We start from the raw sequence: 20,216 nt of genomic DNA on the forward strand, positions 1-20,216 counted from the left end.
GAGAAAAGTGCAGACGAACGGCGCGAGATAAGGTATGATATAGGCAATTTTCATGAAATGTTTGTTAGATTTGCAAATAAAGGAAACAGAAGCATGGGTGCATTAAGTATTTGGCATTGGTTAATCGTTTTATTAGTGGTGGTTTTAGTCTTTGGTACCTCAAAACTCCGCAATATGGGTAAAGATTTAGGTTCGGCGGTAAAAGGCTTTAAAGAAGCGGTCGGCGAAGGCGAAAAAGAAGCGGAACAAGCAAAAATCGCACAGAAAAAATCTGAATTAGATGACACCGTTGTTAACGAACACGCAGAGAAAAAAGACGAGCACAACGCGTGATCGTTTTGGCGTTTTAATCAAATAACGGGATTAAAAAATAGAATATGTTTGGCATTAGTTCGTTTGAGCTGCTGATCATTTTTGTGGTGGCCTTGATTGTGATCGGGCCCCAAAAAATGCCAGAAGCAGTGCGCAGTGTAGGTCGATTTATCGGGAAGGTGAAAAACTACACTGATAATATTCGTTCAGAACTTGAGCGGGAGCTTCACGTTGATGAGGTGAAAGAGTCGCTCAATGAGCTTAAAAATAGCGAGAGTATGAAATCGCTGCAAAAAGAGCTCACCAGTTTGAAATCGGATACCGAATCGGCTGTTAGCGGCATGAAATCGCAGTTAAACGATGGCTTAAACACCGTTAAAAATCCGCTCGATGCGGCTACTTCCCATCTTAAAAAAGATTTAACGGAGCTTGAAAGCTCGGTGAAAAAACCGCTCTTTAGTAAGCATGCGCCCAGCAACTTACTTGAAAGTGGGGGTGAGGATGTCGAGGCGCTCCATGACGAGGATCTTATGGATGAGCTCTATCACGATAGCGACCTTCCCGAGCTTCCTTTAAGTGAGGCCGATCTTGCAGGGGCGAAAGCTGAAATCGAGGCTTTTGAAGCGGATAACTTCTCTCACAGTAGCACTATTGTGGAGGAAGATGACACCATTATGACGGCGCCACCAAAAGGATTTAATCCGATTAAATCAACCGATGGCGTTGAAGTGGATTGGCAGATGCGTCTTCGTGAACGTCAGCTTGAAATTGCGGCGAAAAACAATGAGAGCGCCAATGCGATGTATGAGTTTTTAAAACGTCAGAAAAATCGTAAACTTCTCACCGAGCGGGAGCGTCACGAGCGCTATCTTGAGCGGTTAGAGGAGATTAATCGCGCATCATGAATTCACTATTTTTAGATTGTAAAAAAGACGATCTCTTTTCCGTTCGCCGTGAAAAAGGGAAATTCTCCTTTAATGAAGAAGTGGTGAGCGTTTTTCCCGATATGATTCGTCGCTCGGTGCCGGGCTATACCACCATTGTGGAAAATATCGGCCATCTCGCGCCCTATTTTGCCACCGAAAATAGTCATCTGTATGATTTGGGAAGCTCGCTTGGTGCGGTTTCGATGGTGCTTCGCGCAGCGGTCAATAAGGCCAATTGCCGGGTGATCGCGCTTGATAGTTCAGCGGCGATGGTGGAAAAATCGAAAGAGTATTTTAAAGCGCAAGAGATGATGGTGGAATCCCTGCTGCCGATCGAGGTGGTTGAGGCAGATATCACCGACTTTGAGTATGAAAATGCCTCTCTTATGACGATGAATTTCACCTTGCAATTTATTCCGCCCGAGAAACGGTTAGCGCTCTTAACCAAACTCCGCAAGGGTTTAAATCCGGGCGGCGCGCTCTTTTTATCGGAAAAGTTACGCCTTGAAGACCCCGAAGAGCATGAGTTTATCAATGCGCTGCATCTAGAGTTTAAGCGGGCAAATGGCTACTCCGAGCTAGAGATTGCACAAAAGCGCGATTCGCTTGTGGATGTGATGAAGATTAACACCTTTAGCGAGCATCGTGAACGCCTGCTTGCAGCGGGATTTAGCAAAGTATATCTCTGGAGCCGAACCCTTAATTTTGGCTCAATTTTAGCGATCGCTTAATTTTATAAAGTTCAACATAATAGATTAATCATGATTAGTTATGAAAATTTAACGCGCGGTTTAGATGAGACCCATCTCCGCGCTTTTATTCGTTCATTAGAACCCGTTTTAGCCCCGATTTTAGCGAAAAAGCATGGCGATAGCCCGCGTTGGGAGCATGCCGTTCTCGATCTTCCAGAGATAAATGCGCTCGAGGTTGAGCTAAAAGAGGCGTTTAAACTTGTGGGCGAGACCGATGAGATTGCCCTTAAAGATGCGTTAAAGCGTTTAATGCCGTGGCGCAAGGGCCCCTTTACCTTTGCCGGCGTGCACATTGATACGGAATGGCGTTCGGACTTTAAGTGGGCACGGGTTGCACCGCATATCGATTTGACGCAAAAGAGCGTGCTCGATGTGGGATCGGGAAATGGCTATTACGGCTACCGCATGCTTGGTGCAGGGGCGGCGCGCGTTGTGGGGATTGATCCGAATTGGCTCTTTCTCTATCAATTTTTAGCGGCAAAAACCTATCTGCCTGAGGCGCCGATTTGGCAATTGCCACTCACCCTTGAAGATCTGCCCGCGGATAGTGAAACTTTTGATGTCACTTTTTCCATGGGCGTTCTCTATCATCGCCGCTCGCCGATGGATCATTTTTATGATCTCAAAGCGACGTTGAAACCGGGCGGAGAATTGGTGCTTGAAACGATCGTGATTGATGGCGATGAAAATACCGTGTTAGTGCCGGAAGATCGTTATGCACAGATGCGTAATGTCTGGTTTTTACCCTCAGTTGCGGCATTAACCCGTTGGCTTGAGCGTTGCGGATTTAAAGAGGTGCGTTGCGTGGATCTATCGGTCACAACCCTTGATGAACAGCGCACCACCGAGTGGATGGATTATCTCTCACTGCCGGATTTTTTAGACCTCAATGATCGCACTAAAACGATTGAAGGTTATCCCGCGCCAAAACGTGCGGTGATGATTGCGCGAAAACCGAAGTAATCGCTAAATAGGCGGTAAGAAAAAAGCGAATCCCGGATTCTTTTATGAAAGAGGAGATTCGCTTTTTTGTATCTGATGCTTTTTACGCGAGCGCGGGAATAATATAGATCTCTACAAACTTACGCATGCCGTAGATAATGCCGGCAAAGAGTAGGGCGTTGGCGAGAATCGAAATGATAATCCCGCGAGGACGATTGAGATAACGAAAGAGTACCGGGCCGATCGTCATAAAGTTCGCCGCATTTAAAAAGGCAAAAAGATAAAAGAGAGTGACATAGAGAGTTGGCGCTTGAATATCAAGAAGATTTGTTACCGGATATTCAAGTAAAATTGTGCCCACATAGGTCGTTGAGATAAATGCAATTGCCGTAATACCAGCAAAGAGTGCAAAGGGGCGCAGATTTTTCCGTTCTTTAAAGAGAGCGCCGGCCAAAAAGATCATAAAGACGGCGATAATCGACACCGGCACCATCATTTTCGGGCGGGTAAAGACGAAATTAAAGATAAACATCAAGATCCAGATCACCGCATAACCGCCCGCTGTTTTTGGCGGAGGTGTAGAGGATTTGATCGGCGCTTGATCGGTTTTATTGGGTTGTGTTTGGGTCATAAAACTCCTTTATCAGCATTGATTAACGTTCAAGATAGGGATTGGGTAGACCGAGTTCCGCCAAAATTTGAATCTCAAGCCCTTCCATCTCCTCAGCTTCCTCATCGGTAATATGATCAAAACCTAAAAGGTGGAGCGTTCCGTGCACGGTCATGTGGGTTAAATGGGCGTTCACGGTTTTTTCTTGTTCGGCCGCCTCTTGAATGATTACATCCATGGCAATAATAATATCGCCGAGCGTTGGAATATGTTCGTCGATAAAATCGGGTACTTCAAAGGGAAAGGAGAGCACATTGGTGGGTTTATCTTTATCGCGATACTCCCGATTGAGGGTTTGAATTTCTTCATTTTCCACAAAGCGGATCGCCACATCGCTTGGCTTATCATACTCAGCTGTTTTAAGTGCCGTTTCAATCCAGCGCTTAAACTCAGCCTCTTCCGGAAGGGTATGCTCGGTGTCGTTAATGAGATCGAGGGTTAATTCCATGTCGGTTCCTCATTGTGTTCTTTGCGCATCGCCTCACGGCGAAGTTTACGGGCTTCTCGTTCGGCCTCGTCATTCGCTTCTGCAATTTCGTAAGCGTTAATAATTTTAGCAACGAGCGGGTGGCGCACAACGTCCACGGCGGTAAAGTAGCTAATGCCGATACCATCAACGTCATCCAAGGTTTTAATCGCATGATTAAGCCCCGAGGTGAGATGGCGCGGCAGGTCGATCTGGGAGGCATCCCCTGTTACAACAGCGGTTGAGCCAAACCCGATTCGCGTTAAAAACATCTTCATCTGTTCGATAGTGGTATTTTGCGCTTCATCGAGAATAATAAAGGCATCATTTAAGGTGCGACCACGCATAAAGGCGAGCGGTGCAATCTCGATGGTGTGGCGCTCAATCAGTTTATGAACCGTTTCAAACCCGAGCATTTCATAGAGCGCATCATAAAGGGGGCGCAGATACGGGTCGATCTTTTCCACAAGATCCCCCGGCAGGAATCCAAGTTTTTCCCCAGCCTCAACGGCAGGGCGAACGAGGATAATGCGGCGCACTTCATCTTTTTGGAGTGCTTCAACGGCAGCGGCAACGGCGAGATAGGTTTTCCCCGTTCCGGCAGGCCCGATTCCGAAGTTAATATCATTAGTTGCGATCGTATGCAGATACTCTTTTTGCGCGAGCGTACGCCCTTTAATGACGCCGCCTTTGGTCTTAATTACATGCTCTTTAAAGTGGGTGAGCGTTGGCGCTGCGACGGTATCATTCCCGATTTCGGCGATCATCAGATGCACGTCATCGGGGGTGAGTTGTTTGGTGGGGGTCTCTTTAAAAAGTGCCTCAATAATGGCTTGGGCGGTCTCTACATTACGACTGTCGGCGCCGGTAATTAAAAATTTGGCACCGCGGTTGGCAATTTCAACGAAACAGCGCTTCTCAATTAAGCGAATATGTTCATCAAGATTGCCGGCTAAATTGGCAAGTCGGCGGTTGTCCGATTCCAACTCAAAGTTTTTTGTTTCCATTTTTTTAATATTGCTCAAATAACGGTTCAATCCTCTTATGATACCATGCTTTCAAGGAGTTCTTTTATTAACTAATCTATAGTAAAATGAGCTCTTACAAAGAATTGTCTAATTAGATATAAGGTTCAACACCAATGGATGAAAAAGTATCGGTATTGGAGAGTAATGCTCTCGTTCGCTCGCTGATGGCGGGAGGGGAACTTTCGAGAGAAAAGCTTGAGAAAGTCGAAAACGCGATGACGGTAACCGGATTATCGCTGGTGCGGGCGTTATTAAATAATGCGATTAGCAGTAAAACGATCTTAAAACATGCGATGAAGATCTCAACGGCGCCGGTGTTTGATCCAAAATCGATGGAGATGGATATCAATAACAAGGAGCTTAACTCCTTGGTATCGATGGCAGAGATGGAGAAAGATTTTATCTATCCGCTCCGTAAAAGTAACGGGGTGCTCTATTTGGCCGTCGTTGATCCGACTAACACGCAAACGATCGATCGATTACGCTTTAAGTCGCGCTCAATTGTTCAGCCGATCTTAGTTGATGCCAGCAGTTTTGACTATATGCTTTCGGCAACGGGCGGGGTTGACCGCCGTGTGATCGAAGGGGAGCTTGCCAAAGCGGGGACCGAAGGCGCAAGTACAGGCGCATCCGATGTGGTCTCCTTTAACCTTGCGATTAAACGCGATGACCCGCCGATCGTTAAATTTATTAACGGGGTGTTAGCGGACGCCATCAGTAAAGGCGCGTCGGACCTTCACTTTGAACCTTATGAAAAATCCTATCGCATTCGTTTTAGAATTGACGGGGTATTGCAAGAGATGTATGCGCCCCCAGAATCCCATCGTGACCAGATCTCTGCGAGAATTAAGGTGATGTCACAGCTGGATATTACCGAACGCCGTAAGCCGCAAGATGGTCGGATTAAGGTGGTCTCCGGGAACCGCGTGATTGACTTCCGGGTCAGTATTTTGCCAACTCTTTGGGGTGAAAAGATCGTAATGCGTATTCTCGATAGTTCGGCGTCGAAATTGAATATCGATATTCTCGGATTTACCGATGTGCAAAAACAGGCGATTTTAGAAGGGATTCATCGTCCGCAAGGGATGGTGCTGGTAACAGGGCCAACGGGATCGGGTAAAACCGTAACGCTCTATACCTGTATGGGAATTTTAAATAATCCACAGCTAAATCTCTCCACCGCGGAAGACCCGGTAGAGATCAACTTGGAAGGGATTAATCAGGTGGCGGTGAACCCCGGCATTGGCTTTACCTTCGCCGAAGCGCTGCGTTCATTCCTCCGTCAGGACCCGGACGTGATCATGGTCGGGGAGATTCGTGACTTAGAAACCGCCGATATCGCGATTAAAGCGGCGCAAACGGGGCACTTGGTACTCTCGACTCTGCATACAAACTCAGCGCCTGAAACCTTAACCCGTCTCATTAACATGGGGGTTGAACCATTTAACATTGCCTCAACGGTGCATCTAATTATTGCGCAACGTCTTGCCCGTCGCCTCTGTTCTTGTAAAGAGGAAGTGCTCGTGGATGCGGATTATCTTGAGCGTTTAGGCTTTAGCCGAACCCAAGCCACCTCGCGTATTTACGGGCCAGTGGGCTGTGATAACTGTACGCGCGGCTATAAAGGCCGTGTTGGTATCTATGAAGTGATGCCAATCTCTGAAACGATGGAGCGTCTCATTTTAAGTGAGGCAACGGCGCTCGATATTGCTGATCAAGCCCGTGAAGATGGCGTTGACAGTATTCGTCAATCAGCAATTAAAAAAGTGCTCGAAGGGGTCACCAGTATTGAAGAGTTGCTCCGCGTTACCTCTGATTAAGATGAGCCGTGACGTAGAGCGAATGCGGCTCGATCAATATTTGCAAAAGAGCTGTGAAATCTCTCGGAAAGAGGCGCGCGACCTGTTAAAACGTGAATCGGTGACTATCAATGGTGAGCGGGAACGGCAAAGGAAGCGCATGATTGATCCGGTCTCTGATCGAATTGAACTTAATGGCGAGCGACTCATACTAGAGACCTCACTCCGTTATTTTGCGCTCTATAAACCGAGCGGATATGTCTCAAGTCACCGCGATGATGGGCATCCGTCGCTCTTTCGTTTACTCGATGAACCGCGCGTGATGGAGCTTCATATTGCAGGGCGGCTCGATGCTGATACCACGGGGCTGACGCTCATTACCGATGATGGCGATTGGTCGCACAAAGTTGCTCATCCGAATCGAAAAATCAATAAACGTTATCGAGTCACGCTTGAAAATCCGCTTACCGAAGCGATGATTAAATCCCTTGAAACGGGAGTTTTACTTCGCAATGATCCCGATCCGACACTTCCCGCAATGGTAGAGAAACTGAGTGATACTGAATGTTATCTCACCATTTCAGAAGGGCGTTATCATCAGGTCAAACGCATGATGGCGGCCGTAGGAAATTTAGTGGTCGCGCTTCACCGCGATCGTGTGGGAATCATTGATCTTGAGGGGCTATCTGTGGGAGAATATCGCCCCTTAACCAACGACGAAATAGAAGGAATATTAGCATGATCGATCCAGCCATAAGCGCGCTCTTTCATAATTTAGATGCATTAACCGGGCGTGGGCTGTGGCTTGCCGATGAAAATGTGGAGCCAATCAAACTCTCGAATCTCACCCTTGATCTTGTGAGTAATCGTTATGATTTAGTCACCTCATTTAAAGCTCTGAATCAAAAAAATGAGCAGGTGACGGCGGCGCTGCACGACTTTGATTTCGAAAAAATTGAGCAGGGCGCCTATGATTATGTGTTGCTTCGTGCGCCAAAATCAAAAATCTTGCAACATTATCTCGTGCATGTGGCGCAAATGGCGTTAAAATCAGCAGGGAAAATCATTGTCACCGGTAATAATGATGAGGGCATTAAGAGCCTCATTAAAAACTTAGAGAAATGGTGCGCGGGTCATGCAGAAGGGGAGTTGCTTGGTAAAGGCTTACGCTACGCGGCGATTACTGTTGGAGATGTAGCGGAGTTTGAAACGCCCAAACGGGTAGCTGAATATAATGTTATTCATACGCTTGAAACGGAGAATGGTATTCAATTTACCTCAAAACCGGGCGTTTATGGCTTTGATAAGATCGATTCCGGCAGTGCCTTTTTAATTGAAACCTTGATTAAAACAAAGGCGCCGATTAAAGGGAATGTAGTCGATTTAGGTGCAGGCTATGGCTATTTGAGCGTGATGCTGAAAGCGCATTTTGAGTTTGATTCGATCATTGCAACGGACAATAATATTACCGCGATTAGATGTTGCGAGCAAAACTTTGCCCAAAATGGGGTTGAAGGCGAGGTATTAATCGATGATTGCGGCAGCACACTTTTAGACCGCTCAGCGCATGTGGTGATCTCCAATCCCCCATTTCATCAAGGCTTTTCAACCTCAACAGAGTTGACAGAAAAATTTGTTAATCGCGCAAAAGCACTGCTTAAATTTAAAGGCGTGGCATATTTTGTGGTGAACCGCTTTATCGGAATTGAAGAGTGGATTGAAAAGGCAGGGCTTAAAAGTGAATGCCTTGCGCAAAATGGACAGTTTAAAGTATTGGCCATGAGGATTTAGTTAGCGGGACTGATAGGAAACTTTGAAGGGCGCGAGTGAATCACTCGTGCTTTTTTATTGTCACTTTATTTAATTCGTATTATCTTGTTTTATACCCGTTCACCGTTGTGTCATAAATGGGTGATATAAGGGGATTGATGGTCCCTCATAATATTAATAATTCACCATCTAAGGAGATAGATATGAGTACGAAAAAGATTTTACTATTAGCGGGCGATTACGTTGAAGATTACGAGATCATGGTGCCGTTTCAGGCATTAACGATGCTCGGCTATGAGGTGCATGCGGTCTGTCCTGAAAAAAAATCGGGCGATACAGTATTTACCGCGATCCATGATTTTGAGGGAGCGCAAACCTATAGCGAAAAACCGGGGCATAATTTTGTTTTAAATTACGATTTTGATGCGGTTAATCCCGATGATTATATCGGGCTTGTGATTCCGGGTGGGCGTGCGCCAGAGTATCTTCGGTTAAATCCGCGCATTATCGAGATTGTAAAAACCTTTAATATGGCGAAAAAGCCCATTGCAGCGGTGTGTCATGGCGCGCAAATTTTAGCAGCTGCCCGAATTATTGAAGGGCAAAAGGTGAGTGCTTATCCAGCATGTGGCCCAGAGGTAACGCTTGCCGGTGGGATCTATTGCGATATTCCCGTCGATGGAGTGGAAGTAAGCGATCATCTCATTACCGCGCCGGCTTGGCCTGCTCATCCTGCATGGCTTGCCGCCTTTGTGAAAAAGCTCGGAGCCACGATCGAGATTTAAGCGGTCTTGGTAAATAGTTTTGGAAACAGTTTTTGCAGGTGGTAACGGTTTTAGCAGGCAATAAAAAAGCACGGTGATCAGCCGTGCTTTTTGTTTTAGTTAAGTCGTTTAATTAAACCAGTGACTCTGCTTTAATTATTTTTTAGGACCCACTTTCGCAAGTTCTTTACCAAGATCTGTATCAGTGTACTGATCGAAGTTGTTGGTGAAGAGTTCTGCTAAGTGTTCCGCTTTTTCTTGCCACTCAGATGCTGCTGCATAAGTGCTGCGTGGGTCAAGAAGTTTCACGTCAACGTCTTTAACTTCAGTTGGGATTTCAAGATTGAAAACAGGAACGGTTTCCGTTGCTGCTTCATCGATATCGCCACGAAGGATTGCGTTGATGATGTTACGAGTATCTTTAAGTGAGATACGGTTGCCTGTACCATTCCAACCGGTGTTCACTAAGTATGCAGTCGCACCAGATTCTTGCATGCGTTTTACTAATACTTCAGCGTATTGAGTTGGGTGAAGGAGTAAGAACGCCGCCCCGAAACATGCTGAGAAGGTTGGGGTTGGTTCAGTGATACCGCGCTCAGTACCAGCAACTTTCGCTGTAAATCCTGAGAGGAAGTAGTATTGCGCTTGCTCTGGGGTTAATTTTGATACCGGAGGTAATACACCGAATGCGTCTGCCGTTAAGAAGATCACTTTTTTCGCAGCGCCCGCCTTAGAGACTGGCGTTACGATGTTATCGATGTGATAGATCGGGTATGAAACACGAGTGTTTTCAGTTTTTGAACCGTCGTTGAAATCAACAACGCCATCATTAACTACAACGTTTTCTAAAAGCGCGTCACGACGGATTGCACCGTAGATTTCTGGCTCTGAATCTTTAGAAAGGTTGATGGTTTTCGCATAACAGCCACCTTCAAAGTTGAAGATACCGTCATCGTCCCAACCGTGCTCGTCATCACCGATTAATTTACGGTTAGGGTCGGTTGAAAGGGTGGTTTTACCAGTACCTGAAAGACCGAAGAAGATTGCAGTATCGCCTTCTTCACCTACGTTCGCAGAACAGTGCATTGCCGCGATGCCTTTAAGGGGAAGGAGGTAGTTCATTACAGAGAAGAGACCTTTTTTCATCTCACCGCCGTACCATGTACCGCCGATTAATTGCATGTTTTCAGTTAAGTTAAATGCAACGAATGTTTCTGAGTTTAACCCGTGTTCTTTGTAGTTCGGGTTATTGGTTTTCGCACCGTTTAATACAGTGAAGTCTGGCTCGAAGGTTTCGAGTTCTTCTGCTGATGGGCGAATGAACATATTTTTAACAAAGTGTGCTTGCCATGCAACTTCTGTTACGAAGCGAACGCTTAAGCGAGTATCTTTGTTTGCGCCACAATAGCCATCGACGACGAAGAGACGTTTGTCTGAAAGTTGATCAGTAACGATTTTTTTAAGATCAGCCCAAACTTCTGGTGAAAGAGGTTTGTTATCGTTTTTACCTTTACCTGAGTCAGCCCACCAAACGGTATCTTTGGTAGTTTCGTCGCGGACAATGTATTTGTCTTTCGGTGAACGACCTGTATAGATACCAGTATCAACGGCAACTGCGCCTAAGTCAGTAAGAGTTCCTTTTGCATAACCTTCTAAGGATGGATCGAGCTCTTCTTCAAAGAGTAGTTCATAACTTGGGTTATAAACGATTTCTGTAGCAACAATACCTTTCTCTTGTAATGCATCTATGATCTTTTGTGACATCTAATAAATTTCCTAATAAATGTGTAATAAAATAGTAAACCAACTAAACGGCTGGAGCATATCATAACGAAAAAACTACAAAAAGACTACATATTTTGTAAATCTTTTCGGTGCAGCCTGAGCTCTCTTTAGAGAGCTGCCTTAAATTTCATATACTTATTGTGTAACTTAAATTTGAAGTCGTCCCAGATTTGTTTCACAAATCCAGCTTTTTCGACCGATTCAAGGGCCACAAGCGGTGCTGAATAGATCAGCTGGTCATCGAGATGAATCTCAAGAGATCCAAGTTCCGATCCCTTTTCGATAGGAGCGACAACATTATTTTTGATGCGAATTTGGCTTTTGACATTGTCATAGTCAAGGAGCGGTAAAGTGGCTTCAATTTTTCCGGCTGTACCTACCGCGACGCTCTGCGCCGTGCCTTTACGCACATTGATGGTTTGAAGTGGCTCACCGGCATCAAAGAGATGCTGTTTGCTAAAATTTTGGAACCCAAAGTTTAAAATGTTTTGGCTAATGCGATCGCGATCATGGACGCTCTGTGTCCCGAGTACCACGGCGATAAAGCGGTGATTATTACGCTCAGCACTTGAGGCTAAACAATATCCCGCACTATCGGTATGGCCAGTTTTAATCCCATCAACGCTTGGATCTTCACGGAGAAGATTATTGCGATTCGGTTGAGTGATGGGGCGACCGGTACGGGTATCGACGTTCCAAGTAAAGGATTTTTCCGCGTAAATGCCGTAATGGCTTGGGTAATTTTTAATGAGCTCGCGCGAAAGCACCGCTAAATCATAGGCGGTACTAAAGTGATTGGGGTCAGGTAGACCGCTTGGATTCATAAAGTGTGTGTTTTTCATGCCAAGTTCGCGCGCTTTTTGATTCATACGAAACGCAAAGGCATCGGATGATCCGGCGACATATTCCGCAAGCGCCATAGCTGCATCATTACCTGATTGAATCACAAGGCCTTTGACGAGATTTTCCACCGACACTTTAGAATTTTCCTCAAGATACATGCGCGAACCGCCTTGACGATAGGCATTATTTGAGATGGTCACCAGTGCGTCAGATTGGATCGTGTTTTTCTCAATCTCTTCGGCGATAATGTAGCTCGTCATCACTTTGGTAATGCTCGCAGGCTCGAGCTTTTGATGCATATTTTTTTCTGCAAGCACGGCGCCGGTTTCGTAGTCCATTAAGATCCATGAGGCGGCGTTATATTCAGGAATATAGAGCTGGTTTTGGACCGGTTGAGCAAAGGCCGTAGATGTCACGGTTGCAACCCATAAAATGGCGGTGATAAATCGTTTTTTCATCATAGTTTATCTATTGTTTGAATCGTTTGTAGAAAGTAGATCGTATCGTAACGCGTTAAAAAACAGAAGGATCACGACCGTTAAATCGTGATCACTGTATTCGGTAGACCGAGGCGATACGAGGCCTCTTTGGCAGCGTTATAATTTTGATATTGTCCAATTATAACACGATATAGCCCTTTATTCGGGACGATTTTCGCATCATTAAGGCCGTGATATTGCAGCGAGTTTTTAAAGTTCACTGCATTTTGTTCATCGCCAAAGGCTCCAACTTGTAGATAGTAGTTATGGCCCGATAAAACATTACTCGGTAGCGGTTTACTATGGGTGTTCGGATAAACGGTACTCTTATTGGTGAGCGATTGATGCGGAGGAATGGCGGTTACGCGAACTTTAGCCGTTCCATTTTGGAGTACGCCAAGCTCTTTTGCCGCGCGAAATGAGAGATCAATAATGCGGTTTTTCACAAATGGTCCACGGTCATCGACGCGTAAAATGAGGCTCTTGCCATTTTCAAGGTTGGTCACGTTGACATAACTTGGAATGGGGAGCGTTTTATGCGCCGCTGAATAGGCATGCATATTATATGGCGTCCCGCTTGAGGTGGCTTTCCCGTGGAAATCTTTACCATACCAAGAGGCAACGCCCACTTCAGAGTAGCCCTTTGTGGTATCGCGAAGGGTATAGTTTTTTCCAAGTACCTTGTAGGTTTTAGGATTTCCCGAGCGGCTTAAGGGCTCTTCTGTTGGTACAGCGCCTCCGCCTGGAATTTCCTTGATGCGATGCCCTTTTGAAGCGCACCCCGTTAAAATGAGTGAGGCGATCACACACGCCATCACTCGTTTATTGAACAATACCCCCATATCGTCTATTTCCTTGCTTTAATGCCCTCAGCTAACTGATGCACGGCAAGCGCATAGAGAGGGGAGTGGTTGTATCGGGTGATGGAGTAGAAGTTTTGAAAGCCAAGCCACCATTGAGACGCAGCTGGATTATTCTTTTCCATCTCAAATTCAAAAAGATTGGCCTTATTACTATTGTGCGCGTAGGTCTGTACACCTGCCGCTTTAAGCGTGGCCACTGAGTATTTTGGCGGCACTAATCGGCCGGTATGTTTATATTGAAGGTGAGCGGTATTGCCTGTAGGAATTTTTACCTCAAGCGCAACCGTCCCATCTTGCACCCAACCATGTTTGGCTAAATAGTTCGCGACCGATCCGATCGCATCAACGGGATTATTCCAAAGATCGCGTAGGCCATCACCATCAAAATCCACCGCATAAGCTAAATAGCTCGATGGCATAAATTGTGGAAAGCCCATCGCGCCGGCATATGAGCCTTTGTAACTAAAGGGTTCAAGTTTGGTCTCATTTAAGATGACAAAGAAATTTTCCAGCTCTTTACTGAAAAACTCAGCACGGCGCGGATAATCAAACGCAAGGGTGGCAAGGGCATCTAATACGGCCCAGTTGCCGCGATTTTGTCCGTAACTGGTTTCAACACCGATAATCGCCACAATCACCTCAGGAGCAACACCATATTGATTGTAGGCACGCTCTAAGGCTTTTTGATGGGTGTGATAGAATTTCACTCCATCATTGATGCGTTTATCGGTAATGAAGATTGGGCGATATTGGCCCCAAATCATTCCTTCCGCCGGGCGATTCATCGCTTCAACAATTTTAGGCTTAAGTTCAGTACGGCTTAAGATATCGAGTACCCAATCGCGGTCGAGATTATTATTGCGCGCAACGCGATCGGCAAAGGCTTGTACATCTTTACGATTGGCAAGGCCGGATTTTGCGCTGCGAGAAGGCGTTGGCTGAGCACTTGATTTCGCGTTTGTTGATTTAACTTGTGAGGGAGAGGTTCCTTGGGTATAAGGCACATTCGGTGAGCCAGTTTCAGGGAAAATAATCTCATTTGTGGGCGCGGTGATGCCGCGACTCGTTGCCTGATTGCCCCCTTCTGGAGCATTTGAGGTCGCACACCCGGTAACAAACGCGGTGACAAGAAGAGAACTTACGGCCCAATTAATTTTTTTCTGCATTTACTCAATCCTTTTTCGCTTAGGAAGGGGGTTGGAATAGATATTCATTAATATACCAAAAGAGACAAATAGAGTCACAATCGAGGTGCCTCCATAACTGATAAAGGGGAGCGGAATTCCCACAATGGGTAAAATGCCACTCACCATGCCGATGTTAACGAAAATATTGAAGAAAAAGTAGAGGCAAATGGTCCCGCCGATCAGCCGGTAAAAATCATCCCGCGCTTTCAAGGTGATAAAGATTGATCGATAAATGATCAACAGATAGGTGAGCAATAATAATCCACTTCCCATCAGGCCAAACTCTTCGGCGGTGATGGCAAAAATAAAGTCGGTAGTGGATTCCGGCAGAAATTGGAGTGAGGCTTGCGTTGAATTTTGCCAGCCTTTTCCATAGGTTCCGCCCGATCCGATGGCAATTTTCGATTGGATAATCTGATAGCCTTTTCCAAGCGGATCCGATTCAGGATTGATCAGCGTAATGACGCGATCTTTCTGATAAGGTTTCATGCCAAATGCCCAAAACGCCGGCAGACTCACCGCTAATATGAGCGCGGTAATAATAATGTAGCGCCAATAGAGCCCGCCTAAAAAGAGCACCGCAACACCGGAATAGGCGATAATAAGCGCGGTTCCAAGGTCTGGCTGAATGAGCACCAGCATAAAGGGAATCGCAATTAAGGTGAGCGCGACTACAAGCGAGGTAAAGCTTCGCGGGAGATTAAATCGATCTAAGAAGTAGGCCACCATGAGCGGCGTGGCGAGCTTCATAATCTCAGAGGGTTGGAATTTAAAAATATAGAAATTGATCCAGCGGCGCGCCCCTTTAATCTCAAGGCCAATCACAAAAATCAGCAGCAATAAAATTACGCCCCCAATAAAGATAATCGGGGTGAGACGTTTTAACAGATCCGGTGGCATCATCGCCACAAGCGTCATTAAAATAAAGCCGACGACAATCTTTTTCCCCTGCGACATCACATAATCGGCATTAAAATTTGAGGCGCTAAATAAGATCGCAAGCCCGACGGCGCAAAGGAGCAAAATCAGAAGAGTGAGTGTCGTATCGAGGCAAAAAATGCGGAGAAAGCCACTTGGGCGCACCTCTTCATTTTCATAAGCGGATTTAATCTCCATCGCTATTCTCCTGCATTTTCGTTAAGTTGTAGGCTGTTTGAAACCTCTCTAAAGTCCGTAAGCCACGCGTGAATCACCTCTTTGGCAATGGGCGCGGCAACTCCGGAGCCTGATCCGCCATTTTCAACCACCACCGAGATCGCAATTTTAGGCTGATCGGCGGGAGCAAAGGCGGTAAAGAGCGCGTGATCTCGATGACGTTTATCGAGTGCTTTCTCATTATAGCGCTCCCCTTGGGCGATGGTTTTGACCTGCGCCGTTCCGGTTTTTCCGGCGATCTTATAATTGATGCCTTTATTGATTCGGCGCGCAGTTCCGCGATTGCCATGAACCACCGCCACCATCGAATCGATAATGGTATCCCAATGTTTGGTGCTACTCACTTGCATCGGCTCAATTGGTTCGAGCGGCTTTGTAATGCGTTCATCACTATTGGCGTGACTGTGAGAATGTAAAATATGGGGCACATAGGTTTCACCACGCATAGCGGTAATTGAGACCATCTGCGCGAGCTGAAGCGGGGTGGTGAGCCAGAAACTTTGGCCAATTCCCGCGGTAACCGAGTCGCCGGCATACCACGCTTGCTTAAAGGTGCGCTGTTTATAAGCGGGCGTTGGCAGGACGCCAGGGGATTCCCCAATCAGATCAATGCCGGTTTTACGCCCTAAATAAAATTGGGTTAAAAAATCGGTCATCGAGGTGATGCCCATCTCATAGGCAAGGCTATAGAAAAAGACGTCGCAGGAACGCTCGATCGCCTTATGTGCATTGGTTGGGCCGTGAACCCCCATATCGCGAAAACGGTGGGTATTTCCGGGTACTTGAAACGATCCATTACAATTGACGGTGCTTGATGAAGTGATAAAATCATTGCTGAGGCCCGCAAGGGCAATTTGGGGTTTAATCACCGATCCAGGCGGATATCTACCTTGCATCACGCGGTTCAGAAAGGGACTATCGGCGGTATGGAGACGATTATAATCGCTCTGGCTAATCCCTTTGACAAAGAGGTTGGGGTCATACATCGGTTTGGAGACAAAGGCTAAAATATCGCCGGTATTGGGGTCAATCGCCACCACCGAGCCGTTATAATCACCAAGCACTTTTTCCGCAAGTTTTTGGAGTCTTAGGTCGATGGTGAGATAGATATCTTTTCCAGGCGTTGGCGGGTGCTCTTCAATCACGCGAACGATTCGCCCATTGGAGTTAGTTTCCACCTTTTCATAGCCCGCTTCACCGCGAAGAAGATCTTCAAAACTCTTTTCACTGCCGCGTTTACCGATATGAGAGATATTCATATACTCGCGCGTGAGGTGATTCTCTTCGATCTCCTCCATATCTTTTTGGTCAATACGGCCAACGTAGCCGATCGCATGCACCGCCACCTCTTTATGGGGATAGATGCGCACCATTTCAGGGTTGATATAGACCCCGTTTAAGCGATAAAGATTGACCGATAGGAGTGCAATCTCCTCTTGAGTGAGCTCACTTTTCAGCACCACCGGATCTTGCGGAAGGCTCCGCGCGAGTTGGCGTTTAAATTGGCTGATCTCATCATCGGTGAGTGGAATAATTTCGTGAATATCCTCAAGAAGCGCATCAAGATGATTGCGGTCGATATCTTGTTTAATGAGCTCAATATTATAAACCGGATAGTTGGTGGCTAACACCTCGCCATTACGGTCAAAAATTTGGCCACGAGTCGGCGGAAGCGGGACGAGTTTTATACGGTTTGAGTCGGACAGTGTCGCATACTTATCGTAATGGGCGATTTGAAGGGAAAAGAGATGATAAAAAAGACCGCAAAAGGCGAGTGTAATCAGGAGTCCCCCAATTAAGAGGCGATTTCTGAAAATATGACGATTGGCATGATCGCTATGTTTTTTCGGTTTCTTTAACGGTTTCATTTCTTCTCATCGATCTGCAACATAAAACTGAGCTCGCTTAAAAGTCCGCTTAAAAGGGGCCATAAGATGCTCGAAAGGATGATCGGAATCGCGGCAAGCGCCACATGTACGTTGGGAATATTTAAAAAGCCATTCATCACAATCACCGCTAAGCCTTGGAAGGCAAAGAGCGACACCACAAGGAGTGATTGCTCGACAATCGAAAGCTCGCGGAGCCAGTGATAATTGCGTTTAATTAAATAGGCGGTGAGCGCAAAGATAAATCCGTGTGCGCCGAGCAGATAATTTTTACTAATATCGAGGATTAATCCCGCGAGCCATGCGCTGCCGATCCCAAAACTGTTACGCAGATAGAGCGCCCAAAAAATCACGATCATCAACGTCCAATAGGGGCGAAAGAGCGCCAGATATTTTCCAAGGGGCATGATATCGAGAATGATGCCAAGAAGAATGGTAAAACTGATAAAGAGCGTTTTTTTCATAAGGGCATTCTACGGTAACGTGGATGAGGCGCGTTCCGCAGGCGGTTGCGGTTGGAGCACGAGAACCTCGCGAATGCGTTCAAGATTCGCGGTGGGTGTGGCAGTAATTTTAGCAAAGAATCCGGTTGAATCAATATCGATCGAATCGATGGTGGCAACGGGATAGCCGTGGGGGAAAATCCCATCAAGCCCCGAAGTGACAAGGAGATCGCCGACTTTAAGATCATCGCTATAGGGAATATTGGTTACATCGAGCTGATTGATCTTGCCATTGCCTGACGCAATTCCGCGCACGCCATTGTGATTGACCTCAATGGGAAGCGAATGGTGTGGATCGGTAATGAGGATCGCTTTGCTCGAAAAGGGGGAGATCTCAATAATCTGCCCGATAATGCCACTATTATTTAAGATGGGGCTATTGTTGTGAATCTCTTGGCGCTCGCCCTGATTGAGCATAATAAGATGGCGGTACGGATCTGAGGTAATATTAAGGAGCTCTGCTGTTGTTGTCGGGTGCTCAACATTGACCGATGAGCGCATCAATAGACGCAGACGCCGGTTTTCCGCAATCACCGTAGACATCTTTTGCAGCTCAAAGGAGAGGTAGAGCTCGCGATTTTCAAGGGCTTCGATCTGCTTGATTAATTCCGAGCGATCTTCAAACCACGATTTCACCACGCGAGTAACGTCGCCCGGAGTTTTTGCGGTGGCTTGAAGCGGGTAGACTGCGCCATTTAGATAGTATTTGATGCTTTCCAAATAGGCGGTGCGGTGATCTAAAAAGATCAACAGTAGGGAAAAAAGACAAAAAAACAGCGCCTTCATCTTCATGAGGGAGCTGTTTACGGTGATATCTTTATTTCTCGACATAGAACCTTTGTATAAAATCGGCCCGAATGGATAAACGAGGGGTGAAACGAGATGGGATTATTCTAATCCAAATGCGTTACTGCCGTAGAGGCCTTGCTGTTCAAGGGCTTTCCCGCCACCACGCACAACGCAGGTTAACGGATCATCGGCGATAATGGTATCTAAACCGGTCTCTTCGGCAATTAATTTATCAATATTCCGTAAGAGTGCGCCACCACCTGTAATGACAATGCCACGCTCAGAGATATCAGCAGCTAGCTCAGGTGGGGTCGATTCAAGCGCTAAACGCACCGCACTTACGATGCCTTGTAGAGACTCTGCAAGCGCCTCTAAAATCTCATTGGAGGTTAAGGTAAAGGTACGTGGAACGCCTTCATTTAAATTGCGTCCACGAACTTGGGTTTCAAGAATTTCAGCAGTGGGATAAGCTGTTCCGATATCGTGTTTAATGCGCTCAGCGGTAGGCTCTCCAATTAACATGCCGTAGTTGCGACGAACATAATTAATAATCGCCTCATCAAAGGTATCCCCGCCGATACGAACGGAGTTGGCATAGACAATTCCGGTTAAGGACATCACCGCTACTTCCGAAGTGCCGCCACCGATATCAAGTACCATAGAACCGGTTGCTTCATGCACAGGAATTCCTGCACCAAGCGCTGCCGCCATCGGCTCTGGAATGAGTTTTGCTTCAAGGGCGCCGGCATTTTCAGCCGCTTCTTTAATGGCACGGCGTTCAACGTGGGTTGCGCCAGAGGGAACGCACACAATTACGCGCGGTGTAGGACGACCTAAGAAAATATTGCGCGAGAGCACTTGGCTGATAAATTTGCTCAGCATAATCTCAGTTTTAGGGAGATCGGCAATCACACCATCTTTTAATGGGCGAGTCGTTTCGATCCCGTCAGGTGTACGGCCAAGCATGCGTTTTGCTTCGTGTCCAACAGCTGCTAAGCGAGGACGGCCTGTTTTACGATCGCGTTCTAAGGCAATCACTGATGGTTCGTTCAAGACGATGCCTTGTCCATGCATATAGATTAGTGTATTTGCAGTACCAAGGTCGATCGAGAGATCGCGCGAGAAAAGAGATCTTAAACGTTTCGGAATCATAAAAACCACTCAAAATAACAAGTTAAACTACACAAAGTTTCACAAACTTTCCACAAAATAAGGTATGATTATACCAATTTATATGGGCGAATGATTAATTATTTATTCTCCGCTTCAGATCGATTTATCTATCGTATTGATTCAC

General features: G+C 46.3%; 20 protein-coding genes. 8 read left to right on the top strand and 12 right to left on the bottom strand.

Features of this window, described 5'->3' with window-relative positions; all coding sequences use genetic code 11:
- Positions 1-93 precede the first annotated feature (93 nt).
- The 4 genes from tatA to cmoB are packed head-to-tail and all read left to right on the top strand — an operon-like array spanning position 94 to position 2,953.
- Complete coding sequence (gene tatA / locus OXI21_RS05500) at positions 94-333, top strand: Sec-independent protein translocase subunit TatA (protein ID WP_279618559.1); 240 nt, start codon at positions 94-96, stop codon at positions 331-333.
- A gap of 44 nt (positions 334-377) precedes the next feature.
- Positions 378-1,217, top strand: a complete 840-nt coding sequence (gene tatB, locus OXI21_RS05505) for a Sec-independent protein translocase protein TatB (RefSeq protein WP_279618560.1) — start codon at positions 378-380, stop codon at positions 1,215-1,217.
- Positions 1,214-1,969 (top strand): carboxy-S-adenosyl-L-methionine synthase CmoA, encoded by a 756-nt coding sequence (gene cmoA, locus OXI21_RS05510; protein WP_279618561.1) that lies wholly within the window; start codon positions 1,214-1,216, stop codon positions 1,967-1,969. The genes tatB and cmoA overlap by 4 nt, the downstream gene beginning before the upstream one ends.
- Positions 1,970-1,999: 30 nt before the next feature.
- On the top strand, positions 2,000-2,953 hold the full coding sequence (gene cmoB, locus OXI21_RS05515; RefSeq protein ID WP_279618562.1) for a tRNA 5-methoxyuridine(34)/uridine 5-oxyacetic acid(34) synthase CmoB: 954 nt from the start codon (positions 2,000-2,002) through the stop codon (positions 2,951-2,953).
- An 82-nt stretch (positions 2,954-3,035) separates the two neighbouring features.
- Here cmoB and OXI21_RS05520 read toward each other — a convergent pair whose 3' ends face one another.
- The 3 genes from OXI21_RS05520 to OXI21_RS05530 are packed head-to-tail and all read right to left on the bottom strand — an operon-like array spanning position 3,036 to position 5,075.
- Positions 3,036-3,563, bottom strand: a complete 528-nt coding sequence (locus OXI21_RS05520) for a hypothetical protein (protein ID WP_279618563.1) — start codon at positions 3,561-3,563, stop codon at positions 3,036-3,038.
- A 22-nt stretch (positions 3,564-3,585) separates the two neighbouring features.
- Complete coding sequence (gene ybeY / locus OXI21_RS05525) at positions 3,586-4,050, bottom strand: rRNA maturation RNase YbeY (protein ID WP_279618564.1); 465 nt, start codon at positions 4,048-4,050, stop codon at positions 3,586-3,588.
- Complete coding sequence (locus OXI21_RS05530; RefSeq protein WP_347815516.1) at positions 4,041-5,075, bottom strand: PhoH family protein; 1,035 nt, start codon at positions 5,073-5,075, stop codon at positions 4,041-4,043. The genes ybeY and OXI21_RS05530 overlap by 10 nt, the downstream gene beginning before the upstream one ends.
- Positions 5,076-5,209: 134 nt before the next feature.
- Here OXI21_RS05530 and pilB point away from each other — a divergent pair, with 134 nt between their 5' ends.
- From pilB to OXI21_RS05550, 4 genes are all read left to right on the top strand, one after another.
- Entirely contained in the window at positions 5,210-6,916 is a 1,707-nt protein-coding gene (gene pilB, locus OXI21_RS05535) for a type IV-A pilus assembly ATPase PilB (protein WP_279618565.1), read from the top strand.
- A gap of 1 nt (position 6,917) precedes the next feature.
- Positions 6,918-7,637 (top strand): pseudouridine synthase, encoded by a 720-nt coding sequence (locus tag OXI21_RS05540; protein ID WP_279618566.1) that lies wholly within the window; start codon positions 6,918-6,920, stop codon positions 7,635-7,637.
- Entirely contained in the window at positions 7,634-8,686 is a 1,053-nt protein-coding gene (locus tag OXI21_RS05545; RefSeq protein WP_279618567.1) for a methyltransferase, read from the top strand. The genes OXI21_RS05540 and OXI21_RS05545 overlap by 4 nt, the downstream gene beginning before the upstream one ends.
- A gap of 182 nt (positions 8,687-8,868) precedes the next feature.
- A complete protein-coding gene (locus tag OXI21_RS05550; RefSeq protein ID WP_279618568.1) occupies positions 8,869-9,450 on the top strand; it encodes a DJ-1/PfpI family protein in 582 nt (193 codons plus the stop codon).
- Positions 9,451-9,585: 135 nt separating this feature from the next.
- Here OXI21_RS05550 and pckA read toward each other — a convergent pair whose 3' ends face one another.
- From pckA to OXI21_RS05595, 9 genes are all read right to left on the bottom strand, one after another.
- On the bottom strand, positions 9,586-11,193 hold the full coding sequence (gene pckA / locus OXI21_RS05555) for a phosphoenolpyruvate carboxykinase (ATP) (RefSeq protein WP_279618569.1): 1,608 nt from the start codon (positions 11,191-11,193) through the stop codon (positions 9,586-9,588).
- 128 nt (positions 11,194-11,321) lie between these two features.
- Positions 11,322-12,518 (bottom strand): D-alanyl-D-alanine carboxypeptidase, encoded by a 1,197-nt coding sequence (locus tag OXI21_RS05560; RefSeq protein ID WP_279618570.1) that lies wholly within the window; start codon positions 12,516-12,518, stop codon positions 11,322-11,324.
- A 77-nt stretch (positions 12,519-12,595) separates the two neighbouring features.
- The gene (locus OXI21_RS05565) at positions 12,596-13,378 is read right to left on the bottom strand and encodes a septal ring lytic transglycosylase RlpA family protein (RefSeq protein WP_279618571.1); all 783 of its coding nucleotides are present in this window, start codon (positions 13,376-13,378) and stop codon (positions 12,596-12,598) included.
- A 5-nt stretch (positions 13,379-13,383) separates the two neighbouring features.
- Positions 13,384-14,565, bottom strand: a complete 1,182-nt coding sequence (gene mltB, locus OXI21_RS05570) for a lytic murein transglycosylase B (RefSeq protein ID WP_279618572.1) — start codon at positions 14,563-14,565, stop codon at positions 13,384-13,386.
- On the bottom strand, positions 14,566-15,702 hold the full coding sequence (rodA, locus tag OXI21_RS05575; RefSeq protein ID WP_279618573.1) for a rod shape-determining protein RodA: 1,137 nt from the start codon (positions 15,700-15,702) through the stop codon (positions 14,566-14,568).
- Positions 15,703-15,704: 2 nt separating this feature from the next.
- Positions 15,705-17,609 (bottom strand): penicillin-binding protein 2, encoded by a 1,905-nt coding sequence (mrdA, locus tag OXI21_RS05580; RefSeq protein ID WP_279618574.1) that lies wholly within the window; start codon positions 17,607-17,609, stop codon positions 15,705-15,707.
- The gene (gene mreD / locus OXI21_RS05585) at positions 17,606-18,091 is read right to left on the bottom strand and encodes a rod shape-determining protein MreD (RefSeq protein ID WP_279618575.1); all 486 of its coding nucleotides are present in this window, start codon (positions 18,089-18,091) and stop codon (positions 17,606-17,608) included. The genes mrdA and mreD overlap by 4 nt, the downstream gene beginning before the upstream one ends.
- A 9-nt stretch (positions 18,092-18,100) precedes the next feature.
- On the bottom strand, positions 18,101-18,961 hold the full coding sequence (gene mreC / locus OXI21_RS05590) for a rod shape-determining protein MreC (protein ID WP_279618576.1): 861 nt from the start codon (positions 18,959-18,961) through the stop codon (positions 18,101-18,103).
- Positions 18,962-19,018: 57 nt separating this feature from the next.
- Entirely contained in the window at positions 19,019-20,068 is a 1,050-nt protein-coding gene (locus OXI21_RS05595; RefSeq protein ID WP_279619406.1) for a rod shape-determining protein, read from the bottom strand.
- Between the last annotated feature and the right edge of the window lie 148 nt (positions 20,069-20,216).

Origin of the sequence: Ignatzschineria sp. RMDPL8A, assembly GCF_029815055.1 — a bacterium.
Classification (GTDB): domain Bacteria; phylum Pseudomonadota; class Gammaproteobacteria; order Cardiobacteriales; family Wohlfahrtiimonadaceae; genus CALZBJ01.